We start from the raw sequence: 15,831 nt of genomic DNA on the forward strand, positions 1-15,831 counted from the left end.
CGCCATGCCCCTGACGTCGTCGTTGACCAAACCCCTGGCCCCTTCGTGGGCCAATCGCTTCAAAGAGCAAAGCCTCGAGCGCGGGCGAGGCTACGCCCTGGAGAACCGCGTGCGCATCGTCGAATGCGGCGACAGCACCATCACCGCCAGTTGCGAAGGCTCGGGCGGTAATGTTTACCGCCAGACCATCTCACTGCGCGAATCGGCCAAGGGCCTGCTGATCCTGGTGGACAGCCGCTGCACGTGCCCGGTGCACACCAACTGCAAACACATCGCGGCGGTGCTGCTCAAGGTTCAGGAAACCCTGGCCTACCCGGCAGCGGCCCAGGATGCGCAACTGCTGGAAAAACTCCAGGCCGTGCTCGATAACCGCGTTGTCCTGCCGCAGGTGGTGATGGACGACGTGCAACCGGTGCCACGCCTGTGGCTGGCCAGCGTGGAATTCAGCGCGTTCGAGCCGCGCAACGGCAAGATGCAGCGCTATATCCAGCACCGTGCGGCGCTGTCGTTCAACTACCTGGGCAACTATGTCAGCGGGCAAAAAAATGCCGACATCATTGTGCGCCAGGAGACGCAGAGCTTGCGGATCAAGCGCCAACCCGAGCAAGAGCAGGCCTATCGCGAACACCTGCGCCTGCTTGGCTTCAAGATCGCCACGCGCCAGAGCAAGGCCCTGCCGGAAAGTGCCGGCGAGCTGTTCGAGATGGTCAATGACAGTGCCTGGCTGAACTTCACCCTCAATGTGTCGCCCACTTTGCGTGCCGAGGGTTGGGAGCTGCAGATCGATGAAGACTTCGGCTTTGACCTCAGCCCCGTCGATGACTGGTATGCCACGGTCGATGAAGGGCCGGAACGCGATTGGTTCGACCTGGAGCTGGGCATCATCGTCAACGGCGAACGCTTGAGCCTGCTGCCGATCCTGCTGAACCTGATGCGCTCTCATACCGAGATCCTCAACCCGGAGAAACTCGCGCGGCGCCGCGATGAAGAGCTGATCCTGGTGAACATCCCCGGCCTGCCCAACGGCCACGGCCCGCTGCAAGTGGCGCTGCCCTACGGCCGCTTGAAGCCGGTACTGGCGACCCTCGGCGAGTTCTACCTGCAGGAAGCCGGCACCACCGCGCTGCGCTTGGCCAAGGCCGACGCCATACGCCTCAACCCGCTGGAAGACCTGCCTCTGCAATGGGAAGGCGGCGAGAAGATCCGCAACTTCGCCCAGCGTCTGCGCGATATCAAGGATTTCACCTGCGTGGCGCCCGAAGGCCTGAATGCGACCTTGCGCCCCTACCAGCTGGAAGGTCTGAGCTGGATGCAGTCGCTGCGCCAACTGGAGGTGGGCGGGATACTTGCGGATGACATGGGCCTGGGCAAAACCTTGCAGACCCTGGCGCACATCCTTACCGAAAAAAACGCAGGGCGCCTTGATCGGCCGTGCATGGTCGTAATGCCTACCAGCCTGATTCCAAATTGGCTCGATGAGGCGGCGCACTTCACCCCGCAGCTGAGAGTGCAGGCACTTTATGGCGCAGGACGTAAGAAACATTTCGCCAACCTGAATGACTACGACCTGCTGCTGACCACCTACGCCCTGCTGCCAAAGGACATTGAACAGCTCGCCGCCCTGCCCTTGCACGTCTTGATCCTCGATGAAGCGCAGTACATCAAGAACCCGTCCAGCAAGGCGGCCCAGGCCGCACGCGAGCTGAATGCCCGCCAGCGCCTGTGCCTGAGCGGCACGCCTTTGGAAAACCACTTGGGCGAGCTTTGGTCGCTGTTCCACTTCCTGTTGCCGGGCTGGCTGGGCGACGTGAAGAGCTTCAACCGTGATTACCGCGTGCCGATTGAAAAACGCGCCAGTGACGTGCGCTTGCAGCACCTCAACGGTCGGATCAAACCCTTCCTGCTACGCCGCACCAAGGAACAAGTGGCAACCGAACTGCCACCCAAGACCGAAATCATCCACTGGGTCGATCTCAACGAGGCTCAGCGCGACGTGTACGAAACCATGCGCCTGGCCATGGATAAAAAGGTCCGCGACGAGATCACCCGCAAGGGCGTGGCCCGCAGCCAGATCATCATCCTCGAAGCCCTGCTTAAACTGCGCCAGGTGTGCTGCGACTTGCGCCTTGTCAACGACGCCACCCTGCCCGCCCGTGGCAGCAGCTCGGGCAAGCTCGACAGCCTGATGGACATGCTCGACGAGCTGTTTGCCGAAGGCCGCCGGATCCTGCTGTTCTCACAGTTCACCTCGATGCTGAGCCTGATCGAGGCCGAACTGAAAAAGCGCGGCATTGCCTACGCCCTGCTGACTGGCCAGACGCGGGATCGACGTACACCGGTGAAGGATTTCCAGAGCGGTAAGTTGCAGATCTTTTTAATCAGCCTGAAGGCCGGCGGCGTCGGCTTGAACCTGACCGAAGCCGATACGGTTATCCACTATGACCCCTGGTGGAACCCGGCCACGGAAAACCAGGCCACCGACCGTGCGTACCGCATCGGGCAGGAAAAGCCGGTGTTCGTGTACAAGATGATTGCCCGGGGCACAGTGGAGGAGAAAATCCAGCATTTGCAGAAGGAGAAGTCCGATCTGGCTGCGGGCGTGCTGGATGGGCGAACCACGGGGGATTGGCAGTTGGGCAATGACGAGATTGAAGCGTTGTTTGCGCCGTTGCCCAACAAGCAAGAGAAGCGCTGACTGTTCGGCCGCCTTCGCGAGCAAGCCCGCTCCCACACCTGACTGTATTCACAAATCAAAATGTGGGAGCTGGCTTGCCTGCGATGGCCGCGCTTCGGTTTTCAGTCGATCAACTGCGCATCGCGCAACGCAGTAAGCGCTGTCAGCCAACGCGGATCCTGTTTGTAATCAGTCGACGCAACCGCCTGCCCACGCATACGCGCAATCCGCGCCGATGGCGTGACCTTCATCCGCTGTGCTGCACTGAGCGCCAGCTCGGCCGCCGCACGGTCATTGCACACCAAGCCCATGTCACAACCGGCGGTCAGCGCCGCTTCGATACGACTGGCCGCATCGCCGACCACATGGGCCCCGGCCATGGACAGGTCATCGCTGAAGATCACCCCGTCGAACTGCAACTCACCGCGCAGGATGTCCTGCAACCAGCGACGCGAAAAACCAGCAGGCTGGGCATCGACCTGCGGGTAGATGACGTGCGCCGGCATCACGGCGGCTAATTGCTTGCTCAGGCGTGCGAAAGGCACCAGGTCGTTGGCGCGAATCTGCTCCAGGCTGCGCTCGTCATTGGGAATGGCGACGTGGGAATCGGCCTCGGCCCAACCATGGCCAGGGAAGTGCTTGCCGGTGGCGGCCATGCCGGCGCTGTTCATGCCACGGATAAAGGCACCCGCGAGCACGGCAGCGCGCTCGGGGTCGCCTTCGAAAGCACGGGTACCGACCACGGCGCTGCGTTGGTAGTCGAGGTCCAGCACGGGGGCAAAACTCAGGTCCAGGCCCACCGCCAGCACCTCGGTGGCCATGATCCAGCCGCACTGCTCAGCCAGGTATTCAGCGTTGGGGTTATCCGCCAGCGCACGCATGGCCGGCAGGCGCACGAAGCCTTGGCGCAGACGCTGTACGCGGCCGCCTTCCTGATCCACAGCCAGCAGCAGGTCCGGGCGCACTGCGCGAATGGCTGCGCTCAATTCGCGAACCTGACGCGGGTGCTCGATATTGCGCGCAAAAATGATCAGGCCGCCCACTTCCGGTTGGCGCAACAGATGACGATCCTCGGCCGTGAGCCAGGTACCGGCGACGTCGACCATCAAAGAACCTTGCAGGGCAGCAGTCATAAACCTTCCTTAAATAACGCACACAACCCGTGGTCCCTACCAGGCAGGGCAAGGACGACGGGTTGTGAATAAATAGCTGAAATCGGCATGGCGGCTAGCTTAGCGGATGCAAGCGACCGCGCCCACCCGCAGCGATCAAACCTTGGCGGCGACCGGTACGGTTTTACTGCGCGGGCGCAACTGGGCGGTGGCCATGGCCGGGTCGGTGACGCCGGTTTCGGCGCGCATGCCAGCGGCAAGGAACGGCACCATCAGGCGCATGACTTGCTCGATGGACGTGTTCACACCGAAATCGGTCTCGGCAATTGCCCGCAACGCCTTGATACCCGACATGCTGAAAGCTGCGGCACCGAGCATGAAATGCACACGCCAGAACAGTTCGATAGGCGGAATACGCGGCGCCGCTTCGTTGACCAGCAGCATATAGCGGCGGAACACCTTGCCGTACATGTCTTCCAGATAACGGCGCAAGTGGCCCTGGCTCTGGCTGAACGCCAGGCCAAGCAGGCGCATGAAGATCGATAAATCGTTGCCGCTACGGGGCTGCACGACCAACGCTTGCTCCACGAGGATTTCCAGCAGCTCTTCCAGGCTGGGCTTGTGATCGGCCTTGGCCTGGCGGCGTTCCAGCTCACGGTCGAGGCTTGCGCAGAACGGGCCCAGAAAGCGTGAGAACACCGCCTGGATCAGAGCCTTTTTCGAGCCGAAGTGGTAATTCACGGCGGCCAGGTTGACCCCAGCCTTGCTGGTGATCAGACGCAATGAAGTTTCAGCAAATCCTTTTTCCGCGAACAATTGCTCGGCAGCATCGAGAATGCGTTCAACGGTTTCCGACTGGGCCATGGCTACTCCGCCTGACAAACACTTGTTTGAAACATACGTTTCAGAGTGTGTCTTGTCAAGCCTGCGGGTCCGCTTTGCGGCTGGTCGGTCATCTGTTTCACCGCTATTTAATCATATCCTCGCAGCTCTGTAGGCAGCGCCGCTTCTGCTCTGTAGGACGGCTGACGGATGACCGTCCAGCGGAGCCGCCAAAAAGGATGATTGCCAAGCGCAGTTCACTGTATATAATCCCAGTCACTGTATAAAAAGACAGAGCGATCAACATGCTAAAACTGACGCCACGCCAAGCTGAGATTCTGGCTTTTATCAAGCGCTGCCTTGATGACAATGGTTACCCGCCTACCCGTGCGGAGATTGCCCTGGAATTGGGGTTCAAGTCCCCGAACGCCGCCGAGGAACACCTCAAGGCACTCGCTCGCAAAGGTGCGATCGAGATGACCCCCGGTGCTTCGCGGGGTATTCGCATCCCTGGCTTCGAAGCCAAGGCAGACGAGTCGACATTGCCGATCATCGGTCGCGTCGCCGCAGGTGTGCCGATCCTGGCGCAGCAGCACGTCGAGGAATCCTGCAACATCAACCCGACCTTCTTCCATCCGCGTGCCGACTACCTGTTGCGTGTGCACGGCATGAGCATGAAGGACGTGGGCATCTTCGACGGTGACCTGCTGGCCGTGCATACCACCCGCGAAGCCCGCAATGGCCAGATCGTCGTTGCCCGTATCGGCGACGAGGTCACGGTCAAACGCTTCAAGCGCGAAGGCAGCAAGGTCTGGCTCCTGGCCGAAAACCCTGAGTTTGCCCCGATCGAAGTCAACCTGAAAGACCAGGACCTGGTGATCGAAGGCTTGAGTGTCGGCGTCATTCGCCGTTAAAGGAGGCATCATGCAGCTCGTGCACACCCCACAACACACACAACTGTCGCTGTTCGAGGCCTTCATGGCCCAGCCCCTTGCGCCAATCCTCAAGGAAACGGTCGAAGCCCCCTGGGGCGGCGAACCTGAGGCGTTCAGTGAATTGTCGTTGCGCGGTGCGGCTGAGAGCTGCCTGAACCTGCTGGCACCTATCCTGCGCGAATTGAGCGAAGATCAGGACGCCCGCTGGCTGACCTTGATCGCCCCGCCCGCCAGCCTCACCCAGGCCTGGCTGCGGGACGCCGGACTCAACCGCGAGCGTATCCTGTTGCTGCAACCACGCGGCGCACAAAGCGCCCAGCAACTAACCTGCGAAGCCTTGCGCCTGGGCCGTAGCCATACGGTGGTGAGCTGGTTGAACCCGCTGAATGCCAGCGCCAAGCAGCAACTGATCAGCGCTGCGCGCACGGGTGATGCACAGAGTTTGAATATTCGATTGGGGTAATGATGGGCGCGCCACAGAAGCAGCCTTCACGAAGGACTCAGTGAAGAACGCGCGGCCCTTCTTCTTTCTCCGGCTCGCCTTCGGCAAGGCGACCTGCCATCTGCACACCCACGCTCAACATGGCTTTAGCCACTTCGACGTGCTGGCCTTGCAGGAAGACTTTGGCGTCTTCGGAGAAATCCAGAATAACCAGAGAACCCTCGTCCTCCGCCCGGCGCAGTTCGATTCGGCCGTCAGGCAGTTCAACAATTTCCAGAAAGGACGTTGGCATAAAAGTCTGTTCTCCACGAAAGGCCTGGGATTATATCAGTCATCCACCCAGCCTCGCAGGAGATATGGACAGGTTTGTTGACGGCTTGATGAATGGTGCCCTGGCAAAACGCTAATCAATGTGGGAGCTGGCTTGCCTGCGATGGCGGTGGGTCAGTTATCTCAGGGCTTTTCTGACTCGCCTCTATCTCAGCATGGGCATCACAGAACTTTGCAAGCTGTAGCAGCCAACGGTAACCACGATGCGAAGCGAGCCGCTCTTGATCTTGATCTGCTTGTGATCTTGATCTGGCTTTAGACGCCCCGTTAAACCACGCTGGCCGTACGCAGGCTTGAATTCGTGGGTAACCCGGCAGGACGCCGGGTTAGCCGCCCCGCGCCATGGATGGCGCGTGGCGGCGGCCCACGGATTCAAGGCTGTGTTCGGGCACACCGAGCCTAAGCGAGGTGCCGAGTGGTGGGGCAAGAGCGCTTTGGTTACTTTCGCGCTTTTCGAAAGTGACCCCACGTCAGGCGGAACCCTAAGTGGCCGTTACCGCAGGAATGGATATGTACTCGGTATAACAGGGTCGCCTGTCAGGCCGCCATCGCAGGCAAGCCAGCTCCCACAGTTTGATCGCAGGGAATCAGGTAGATAGGTGTCGCCTGGCAGGCCGCCATCGCAGGCAAGCCAGCTCCCACATTTGGATCCTAGGGCGTCAGGTAGATAAGCGTCGGCCGTCCGGCCGTCGCGGGAGCAAGCTCCATCGCCACAGGTTCAGCGTCGCTGCGCAGCCAGCCCCCTCATTTACTCCTTCAACACTCGTTGAGCCCTTCACGAAAGCGCAGCGCCATCTTCTTCAACTCCTGGCGCCAGCCTTCCAACTCTTCGCGGCTCAAAGGCTTGGGCTCATCCTGTTCCAAGGCCACGGCGACGATCAGCGGCTGGGTGACATCCCCCTTGGGCACATGGGGAATACGCGGCGGCTGAAACATATCCGCATGTGCTTTGAGCAGCCGCGCCACCCAACTGTCGGGGCTCTGGGCCATTTCCACCAGTTCGGCCAACTCGGGGATCGCCATGGCGTCCAGCACTTCACGATTCATGATCATTTCTGCACGCGGCGCACCGGCCTGGGGTAGGCGGTAGAACCCGGCGATTTCATGGCACAGCCCCAGCAAGGCACCGTACAGGTGGAACAACGCCGCTTCGCGCCCCGCCTGTACCAGCGCGATGGCGTTCATCTCTTTCCCTTCCTCGGCACGGCCAAGGGCCTCCAGGGATAAACCCGCGAAGTAAATTTTCTGATTGGTACGGGTATAGAGTTCGTTGGCCATGACGGCAATCTCCACAACGAATAGGCGTGATGCTGACTGCGTAGGAGCGAGCTTGCTGTGGCGAGGGAGCTTGCTCCCGCTCGACTGCGTAGCAGTCGCCAGCTATTGGGGGCGCTTCGCACCCCAGCGCAAGCAAGCTTGCTCGCCACAACAAACTCAATCCTACAGTAAGCAAAAGCCGTCTATACAGACGGCTTTTGGCGTTAACAGACTAGCGGATCAAGCGCCCTGGCGCTTGTCCTCGACCTTCCACTTGCCGCCGTCGTAGAACGCTTTCCAGCCAGTAGGCTTGCCGTCCACTTCGGTCTGCACGTACTGCTCCTTGGTCTTGCGGCTGTAGCGGATCACGGCTGGACGACCATCCGGGTCCTTCTTCGGCGCTTCACACAGGAAGTGGTACTTCGGATCGATCTCGTCCTTGTGCGGCACGATCTCCATCACCAGTGGCGCACGGGTCTCGCGGTTTTTCGGGAACTGGCTCGCAGCCAGGAACAGCCCCGAAGCGCCGTCACGCAGGATGTAGGTGTCGTTGACCTTCTCGCACTTGAGCTCGGGCATTTTCACCGGGTCCATCTTCGGCGGCGCCGCATCACCGCTTTTCAGCAGTTTGCGGGTGTTCTTGCAGGTTGGGTTGGTGCACCCGAAGAACTTGCCGAAACGGCCAGTCTTGAGCTGCATCTCGCTGCCGCACTTGTCGCATTCCAGGCTCGGGCCTTCATAGCCCTTGATGCGATAGGTGCCCTCTTCGATCTCGTAGCCGTTGCAATCCGGGTTGTTACCACAAATATGCAGCTTGTGCTTCTCGTCCAGCAGGTAGGCGTCCATCGCCGTGCTGCAGATTGGGCAACGGTGCTTGCCACGCAGTACCAGCGACTCGGACTCACCCTCGTCGTCAGCCGCGATTTCATCGCCCGGCACCAGGTTGACGGTCGCCTTGCAGCGCTCTTTGGGCGGCAGGCTGTAGCCCGAGCAACCGAGGAACACGCCAGTGGAGGCGGTACGGATCTGCATGGGGCGACCGCAGGTGGTACACGGAATATCCGTCATCACCGGCTGGTTGGCGCGCATACCGTTTTCAGGGTTCTCAGCCACTTCGAGTTTTTTCTTGAAGTCGCCGTAGAACTCGTCCAGCACGTTTTTCCAGTCGCGTTCGCCCTGGGCCACGTCATCGAGGTTCTCTTCCATGCCGGCAGTGAAGCCGTAGTCCATCAGGTTGGAGAAGCTCTCCGACAGACGCTCGGTCACGATGTCACCCATCTTTTCCGAATAGAAACGACGGTTGTGCAACGCAACGTAGCCACGGTCCTGGATGGTGGAGATGATCGCCGCGTAGGTCGACGGACGACCGATACCGCGCTTCTCCATCTCTTTCACCAGGCTGGCTTCGGAATAACGCGCCGGTGGCTTGGTGAAGTGCTGGGACGGGTCGAGCTTGATCAGCTTCAGCGTGTCGCCCTGGGCCATGTCCGGCAGCACATCATCATCGCCAGGCTTGGCGATCTGCGGCATCACACGGGTGTAGCCGTCGAACTTGAGGATACGGCCCTTGGCACGCAACTCGAAATCGCCCGCGCCCACGCTGACGGTAGTAGACAGGTATTGCGCCGGCAGCATCTGGCAAGCCAGGAACTGGCGCCAGATCAGCTCGTAGAGGCGCTCAGCGTCGCGCTCCATGCCGCTCAGCTTGGCAGGCGTGGTGTTGGCGTCAGAAGGACGAATCGCTTCGTGAGCCTCTTGTGCGCCTTCCTTGCTGCTGTAGACGTTCGGCTTCTCCGGCAGGTAGGTCTTGCCGAATTCGCTTTCAATATAGGTACGCGCCATCGCCACCGCGTCTTGCGAGAGGTTGGTGGAGTCCGTACGCATATAGGTGATGTAGCCAGCCTCATACAGACGCTGGGCCATCATCATGGTCTTCTTCACCCCGAAGCCCAGGCGGTTGCTCGCGGCCTGTTGCAGGGTGGAGGTGATGAACGGCGCCGACGGCTTGCTGCTGGTCGGTTTGTCTTCACGCTTGACGATGCTGTAGCTGGAAGCCTTGAGCTTCTCCAGCGCGGCCATGGCCTGGGCTTCGTTCAGCGGTTTGAAGGCCTCGCCTTTCTCACGGGCCACTTCAAAGCGCACATTGGCGCCCTTGGCAGTGCCGAGGTCGGCGTGGACTTCCCAGTATTCTTCAGGAATGAACGCACGGATCTCGCGCTCACGTTCCACCACCAGCTTCACCGCAACCGATTGCACACGGCCGGCGGACAGGCCACGAGCGATCTTCGCCCACAGCAGTGGCGAGACCATGTAGCCGACGACGCGGTCGAGGAAGCGACGGGCCTGCTGGGCGTTGACACGGTCGATGTCCAGCTCGCCCGGCTTGGAGAAGGCTTCCTGAATGGCTTTCTTGGTGATTTCGTTGAACACCACGCGCTTGTAGCGGCTGTCATCACCGCCGATGGCTTCGCGCAGGTGCCAGGCAATGGCTTCCCCTTCGCGGTCCAAGTCCGTCGCGAGATAGATGGTGTCAGCATCTTTGGCGAGCCGGCGCAGCTCTTCGATGACCTTTTCCTTGCCCGGAAGGATTTCGTACTTGGCCTTCCAGCCATGGTCCGGGTCCACACCCATGCGCGAAACCAGTTGCTTGCGCGCTTTTTCTTTAGGCGTGAGTACCGGACCCTCGCCCGCGGCGGCCTTGCCGCGCTTGGCGGCAGGCTCCTTGCTGGCGCTAGCCGAACCGCTGGTGGGCAGGTCTCGGATATGGCCGATACTCGACTTCACCACGTACTCGTTGCCCAAGTACTTGTTGATGGTCTTGGCCTTAGCCGGGGATTCCACAATGACCAGCGATTTGCCCATGGATCGGAAAATTCCTGAATTCGAGAAGTGAAAGGCAGTTGGCGCCTGACGCGGCAACGCTATATATAGTGGCAACCGGATGAGGTCAAGCGCAGCATTCTGCGCGACCTGCCGTTATTGCCCTGTAAAAAGACTGGGTTCGGCCGTGACCAAAGCAAAGCGCGGGACCTGCTCGCCGTCAACTTCGACGGTCTCCAGGAACATGCTCAAAGGGCGCACCCAAAAGCCGTATTCGCCATACAGCGCTTGGTAAAACACCACTTCTTCTTCGGTTTCAGAGTGGCGCGCCACGCTGAAAACACGGTACTGCGGCCCCTTGTAATGCTGGTAGAGCCCTGGTTCGACTTTCATGCTCTGGCCCTCATGCAAAATTTGTTGAAAAAAAATATTTAAAAGTTCCAAAAAACAAAAACCGGGGCACTGGGCCCCGGCTTCCGTCAACCGAACGTTTAGACGCGTTCGAAGACGGTAGAGATGCCTTGGCCGAGACCAATGCACATGGTTGCAACCCCAAGGTTGCCGCCATTTTGCTTCATCACGTTAAGCAAAGTGCCAGAGATACGTGCACCGGAGCAACCGAATGGGTGGCCCAGGGCAATCGCACCGCCGTGCAGGTTAACCTTCTCGTTCATCTTGTCGAGTACTTTCAAATCTTTCAGCACTGGCAGGGCCTGTGCGGCGAAAGCTTCGTTGAGCTCGAAGAAGTCGATATCGGAGATGGAAAGGCCTGCGCGCTTCAAGGCTTTTTGTGTGGCCGGTACTGGACCATAGCCCATGATCGCCGGATCCACACCCGCCACTGCCATCGAACGAATCACCGCCAGCGGCTGGATACCCAGGTCCTGGGCACGCTGTGCCGACATCACGATCATGCACGAAGCACCATCGGTGATTTGCGAGGAAGTACCGGCTGTCACGGTGCCGCCCTTTGGATTGAAGGCTGGCTTGAGGGCCGCCAGGCTTTCCAGGGTAGTGTCCGGACGAATGGTTTCGTCGTAGTCGAACAGTTTCAGGAAGCCATTCTCGTCGTAGCCGTTCATCGGGATGATTTCATCCTTGAACTTGCCTTCCACAGTCGCCTTGTGGGCGAGCTGGTGGGAGCGCAGGCCGAAGGCGTCCTGGGCTTCACGGGTGATGCCGTGCATTTTGCCGAGCATTTCCGCGGTAAGGCCCATCATGCCCGAGGCTTTCGCCGCGTAGAGGGACATGTGCGGGTTAGGATCGACGCCGTGCATCATGCTGACGTGGCCCATGTGCTCCACGCCGCCGACCACGAATACATCGCCGTTGCCGGTCATGATCGCTTGCGCAGCGGTGTGCAGCGCGCTCATCGACGAACCACACAGACGGCTGACGGTCTGGCCGGCCGCGGTGTGCGGGATCTGGGTCATCAACGACGCCATGCGCGCGATGTTCCAGCCCTGCTCCAGGGTCTGGTTGACGCAGCCCCAGATCACGTCCTCGACTTCGTTCGGGTCGACCTTGGTGTTGCGCTCCAGCACTTTGCTGATCAGGTGCGCCGACATGTCTTCGGCGCGGGTGTTGCGGTGCATGCCGCCCTTGGAGCGGCCCATCGGCGTACGACCGAAGTCGACGATCACGACGTCTCTTGGATTCAAGCTCATAAATATTCTCGCTCTAGTCGTCTGGGCACTTAACCGAAGAAGCTCTGGCCATTCTTGGCCATTTCACGCAGCTTCGCGGTCGGGTGGTACAGCGGGCCCAGATCAGCGTACTGATCAGCCAGGGCAACGAACTGGGCCACACCGATGGAGTCGATGTAACGCAGCGCACCACCACGGAATGGAGGGAAACCAATGCCGTACACCAGGCCCATATCGGCTTCGGCGGCGGTTTCGACGATGCCGTCTTCCAGGCAACGCACGGTTTCCAGGCACAGGGCGATCATCATCCAGTTGATGATGTCCTCGTCGGACACCTCACGCTGTTCGTAGATGACCGGAGCGAGTACTTCGTGCACCGACGGGTCGGCCACTTTCTTCTGCTTGCCCTTCTTGTCGGTCTCGTAGGCGTAGAAGCCCTTGCCGTTCTTCTGGCCCAGGCGCTTGGCTTCGTAGAGTGCATCGACAGCCGAACGACGGTCGTCTTTCATGCGGTCCGGGAAGCCTTCAGCCATGACGTCGCGACCGTGGTGGCCGGTGTCGATGCCGACCACGTCCATCAGGTACGCCGGGCCCATGGGCCAGCCAAATTTTTCCATGACCTTGTCGATGCGCACAAAATCCACACCGGCGCTGACCAGCTTGGCGAAACCGCCAAAGTACGGGAACAGCACACGGTTGACCAAAAAGCCCGGACAATCGTTGACGACGATCGGGTTCTTGCCCATTTTCTTGGCGTAGGCAACGGTGGTGGCAACGGCCAGCTCGCTGGACTTCTCGCCACGGATCACTTCCACCAGCGGCATCATGTGCACCGGGTTGAAGAAGTGCATGCCGACGAAGTTTTCCGGACGCTTGAGGGCCTTGGCCAGCAGCGAGATGGAAATGGTCGAGGTGTTGGAGGCCAGGATGGTGTCATCTTTGACCTGGGCTTCCACTTCAGCCAGTACGGCTTGCTTGACCTTCGGGTTTTCGACAACCGCTTCGACCACCAGGTCGACGTGGCCGAAATCGCCGTAGGACAGCGTAGGGCGAATGCCGTTAAGCACTTCAGCCATTTTTGCAGCGGTCATGCGACCTTTATCAACGCGGCCCACCAGCAGCTTGGCGGCTTCGGCCAGGCCCTGCTCGATACCGTGTTCGTTGATGTCTTTCATCAGGATCGGCGTGCCTTTGGACGCCGACTGATAGGCGATACCGCCGCCCATGATACCGGCGCCGAGTACGGCGGCCTGTTTCACGTCCTTGGCGATTTCGTCGTAGGCCTTGGCCTTTTTCTTCAGTTCCTGATCGTTCAGGAACAGGCCGATCAGGCTCTGGGCCGCCGAGGTTTTCGCCAGTTTGACGAAGCCTGCCGCTTCCACTTCCAGGGCTTTGTCGCGACCGAAGTTCGCGGCCTTCTGGATGGTCTTGATCGCTTCCACCGGCGCCGGGTAGTTCGGGCCGGCCTGGCCGGCCACGAAACCTTTGGCGGTTTCGAACGACATCATCTGTTCGATGGCGTTGAGCTTGAGTTTTTCCAGCTTCGGCTGACGCTTGGCCTTGTAGTCAAATTCGCCGCTGATGGCGCCCTTGATCAGGTTCAGCGCGGCTTCGGCCAATTTGTCCGGGGCAACCACAGCGTCGACAGCACCGACTTTCAGTGCATCTTCAGCTTTGTTTTCCTTGCCGGCGGCGATCCATTCGATCGCGTTGTCGGCACCGATCAGGCGCGGCAGGCGCACGGTACCGCCAAAGCCTGGGTAGATGCCCAGCTTGACTTCCGGCAGGCCGATCTTGGCCGTCGCAGACATGACGCGGAAGTCTGCCGCCAGGCACATTTCCAGGCCGCCGCCCAACGCGATGCCATTGATGGCAGCAACGGTCGGCACGTTGAGGTCTTCGAAATCGCTGAAGATCTTGTTGGCTTCGAGGTTGCCAGCCACCAGCTCGGCATCGGGCAGCTTGAAGTTGTCGACGAATTCGGTGATGTCAGCGCCGACGATAAACACGTCCTTGCCGCTGGAGACGATCACGCCCTTGACCGAAGCATCTGCTTTGATGGTGTCTACGGCCTGACGCAGTTCGTTCAGGGTTAGACGGTTGAACTTGTTGACGGACTCACCCTTGAGGTCGAATTTGAGTTCGACGATGCCACTTTCAAGAGCCTTAACCGTGATGGCTTTACCTTCGTAAATCATCAACTGATCTCCACGATATGGAAGCTGAACAGTACACACTGGACGCTGGTCTTTGGTTTGACATTGACAGTTGAATCAATGCTCACGCCAATCCGCCAGGCACACCCGCCAGTGCGATAGTCGGGTTTTGTATGAGTCGTCTGACAGGCAAACGCTCAATTCATACGCCCGTTTGATTTGGGTACGCCACCTTCATCCAATTCCGAGCAATTGTCAATCGCTCCAAAGGCTAGGAAAAACGCGACTTTCCGGTCATTTCAGAACCCGGACCACCGGCTGGCCACCCGCCAATATTCAAATATTCACAGGATCAATAATAGAAAAGGTGTGGGAAAAAGCTGTACAGAACGCAATACACGGCTAGGCTAGCGGCAACCTACAGATTTACCGGCCTGCCTGGCCAGCTCCAGCCCGATGATGATGTCGGGCTTTTTATTGGCCGGCTTTTCTGTAGGAGCGAGCTTGCTCGCGAAAACCTGGAGAGCGCCGCGTATAGCCTGGTTATCCGCGTTATCGTTGGCGATTTTCGCGAGCAAGCTCGCTCCTACAGGTGTGGGTCAGGCCAGGGCCTTGAGCAGCGCATCGATGTCTTTCAGGACGCTCGCGTCGCCCTTTTCGCCCCAATACAGGGCAATCATTTGTTTGTCGGCCTCGACCTTGTAGACGTTTGCCGGCAGCGTTGCAAAATGCGGCAACAACTTCTCATCCACACAGGGTTCACGCCACTGATTGACCCACAGCCCGGGCTCCAGCTGCCAGTAGCTCCAGGTTGCGGGCGCGTTGCCGCGTCGTGGCCGGCAATACTGCGCGCACGGGCTCGGCGGCTCCTGTTTGAGCCAGTGCGGCCACTCCTGGGGCGCCAACTGCATGGCCAGCCCGATGCGGCGTGCCTCCATGCGCAGGGCCATGCGCCCACTCTGCTGGCGCGAAGGGCGCAGCCATACCAGGGGGCTTAAAACCACCGCAAGGATTGACACCACTATCCAGACCGTCATATGTGTACTCCCGAATTTCTAGATGAGCGGATTTGATCTGCGGCAACCCCATCCGCTTGAAAGCAGCCATACTGAACTTATTGCAGCCCCCTGGAGGAACGCCTCATGCCCTACGAACATATTCTGGTCGCTGTCGACCTGACCGAAGAGTGCGATCCAGTGATCAAGCGCGCACAGGAATCCGCGATTGCCAATGGCGCCAAACTGTCGTTGGTACACATCGTCGAGCCCATGGCTATGGCCTTTGGTGGTGACGTGCCAATGGACCTTTCCCAACTGCAGCAGCAACAGTTCGACCAGGCCAAGGAGCGCCTTGACCGCTTGATTCTCAAGTATCCCAAGGTCAGCAAGGAAAATTCCCATCTTACCTACGGCCAACCGCGCCAGGAAATCCACCACTTGGCCAAAGAACAGGGTTGTGACCTGATCGTAGTGGGTAGTCATGGGCGACACGGTTTGGCACTGCTGCTGGGCTCGACCGCCAATGATGTATTGCACGGCGCACCGTGCGATGTACTGGCCGTCAAACTGGTAAAGAGTTCGTAAGACCGATGAAGGTCTAATGTGGGAGCTGGCTTGCCTGCGATAGCGGTGTATCAG

General features: G+C 59.6%; 14 protein-coding genes. 4 read left to right on the top strand and 10 right to left on the bottom strand.

Annotated elements, in window-relative coordinates; translation table 11 throughout:
* Positions 1-4: 4 nt before the first annotated feature.
* On the top strand, positions 5-2,695 hold the full coding sequence (locus FXO12_RS09705; protein ID WP_160049608.1) for a DEAD/DEAH box helicase: 2,691 nt from the start codon (positions 5-7) through the stop codon (positions 2,693-2,695).
* Positions 2,696-2,796: 101 nt separating this feature from the next.
* On the opposite strand, the gene nagZ is transcribed toward FXO12_RS09705, so the two are convergent.
* Together nagZ and FXO12_RS09715 are read right to left on the bottom strand one after the other, a co-directional pair.
* Positions 2,797-3,807: a beta-N-acetylhexosaminidase gene (gene nagZ / locus FXO12_RS09710; RefSeq protein WP_019818244.1), complete on the bottom strand. Its 1,011-nt coding sequence runs from the start codon at positions 3,805-3,807 to the stop codon at positions 2,797-2,799.
* A gap of 135 nt (positions 3,808-3,942) precedes the next feature.
* Positions 3,943-4,650, bottom strand: a complete 708-nt coding sequence (locus FXO12_RS09715) for a TetR/AcrR family transcriptional regulator (protein WP_034126647.1) — start codon at positions 4,648-4,650, stop codon at positions 3,943-3,945.
* A gap of 263 nt (positions 4,651-4,913) precedes the next feature.
* On the opposite strand from FXO12_RS09715, the gene lexA reads away from it, so the two are divergent.
* Positions 4,914-5,522, top strand: a complete 609-nt coding sequence (gene lexA / locus FXO12_RS09720; RefSeq protein ID WP_160049609.1) for a transcriptional repressor LexA — start codon at positions 4,914-4,916, stop codon at positions 5,520-5,522.
* Positions 5,523-5,532: 10 nt separating this feature from the next.
* The gene (gene sulA, locus FXO12_RS09725) at positions 5,533-6,006 is read left to right on the top strand and encodes an SOS-induced cell division inhibitor SulA (protein ID WP_005786162.1); all 474 of its coding nucleotides are present in this window, start codon (positions 5,533-5,535) and stop codon (positions 6,004-6,006) included.
* A gap of 37 nt (positions 6,007-6,043) precedes the next feature.
* Here sulA and FXO12_RS09730 read toward each other — a convergent pair whose 3' ends face one another.
* The 8 genes from FXO12_RS09730 to FXO12_RS09765 all read right to left on the bottom strand — a co-directional run bounded on the left by FXO12_RS09730 (position 6,044) and on the right by FXO12_RS09765 (position 15,231).
* Positions 6,044-6,277, bottom strand: coding sequence for a hypothetical protein (locus FXO12_RS09730; protein ID WP_003189656.1), 234 nt, complete (start codon positions 6,275-6,277; stop codon positions 6,044-6,046).
* A gap of 794 nt (positions 6,278-7,071) precedes the next feature.
* Positions 7,072-7,593: a DUF6586 family protein gene (locus tag FXO12_RS09735; RefSeq protein ID WP_054898792.1), complete on the bottom strand. Its 522-nt coding sequence runs from the start codon at positions 7,591-7,593 to the stop codon at positions 7,072-7,074.
* Positions 7,594-7,812: 219 nt separating this feature from the next.
* Positions 7,813-10,434: a type I DNA topoisomerase gene (topA, locus tag FXO12_RS09740; protein WP_003189652.1), complete on the bottom strand. Its 2,622-nt coding sequence runs from the start codon at positions 10,432-10,434 to the stop codon at positions 7,813-7,815.
* Between the two features lie 114 nt (positions 10,435-10,548).
* Positions 10,549-10,785: a DUF1653 domain-containing protein gene (locus FXO12_RS09745; protein WP_003189651.1), complete on the bottom strand. Its 237-nt coding sequence runs from the start codon at positions 10,783-10,785 to the stop codon at positions 10,549-10,551.
* 98 nt (positions 10,786-10,883) lie between these two features.
* Entirely contained in the window at positions 10,884-12,059 is a 1,176-nt protein-coding gene (gene fadA / locus FXO12_RS09750; RefSeq protein ID WP_003189650.1) for an acetyl-CoA C-acyltransferase FadA, read from the bottom strand.
* A gap of 29 nt (positions 12,060-12,088) precedes the next feature.
* Positions 12,089-14,236 (bottom strand): fatty acid oxidation complex subunit alpha FadB, encoded by a 2,148-nt coding sequence (fadB, locus tag FXO12_RS09755; RefSeq protein ID WP_003189649.1) that lies wholly within the window; start codon positions 14,234-14,236, stop codon positions 12,089-12,091.
* Between the two features lie 365 nt (positions 14,237-14,601).
* Positions 14,602-14,772 (bottom strand): hypothetical protein, encoded by a 171-nt coding sequence (locus tag FXO12_RS29390; protein ID WP_196492034.1) that lies wholly within the window; start codon positions 14,770-14,772, stop codon positions 14,602-14,604.
* A gap of 21 nt (positions 14,773-14,793) precedes the next feature.
* Positions 14,794-15,231, bottom strand: coding sequence for a hypothetical protein (locus tag FXO12_RS09765; protein ID WP_057975691.1), 438 nt, complete (start codon positions 15,229-15,231; stop codon positions 14,794-14,796).
* A 105-nt stretch (positions 15,232-15,336) separates the two neighbouring features.
* On the opposite strand from FXO12_RS09765, the gene FXO12_RS09770 reads away from it, so the two are divergent.
* Positions 15,337-15,777, top strand: a complete 441-nt coding sequence (locus FXO12_RS09770) for a universal stress protein (protein ID WP_034126643.1) — start codon at positions 15,337-15,339, stop codon at positions 15,775-15,777.
* Positions 15,778-15,831: the final 54 nt, after the last annotated feature.

The sequence above is a fragment of the Pseudomonas sp. J380 genome, from assembly GCF_009827115.1.
Classification (GTDB): Bacteria; Pseudomonadota; Gammaproteobacteria; order Pseudomonadales; family Pseudomonadaceae; genus Aquipseudomonas; species Aquipseudomonas paracarnis.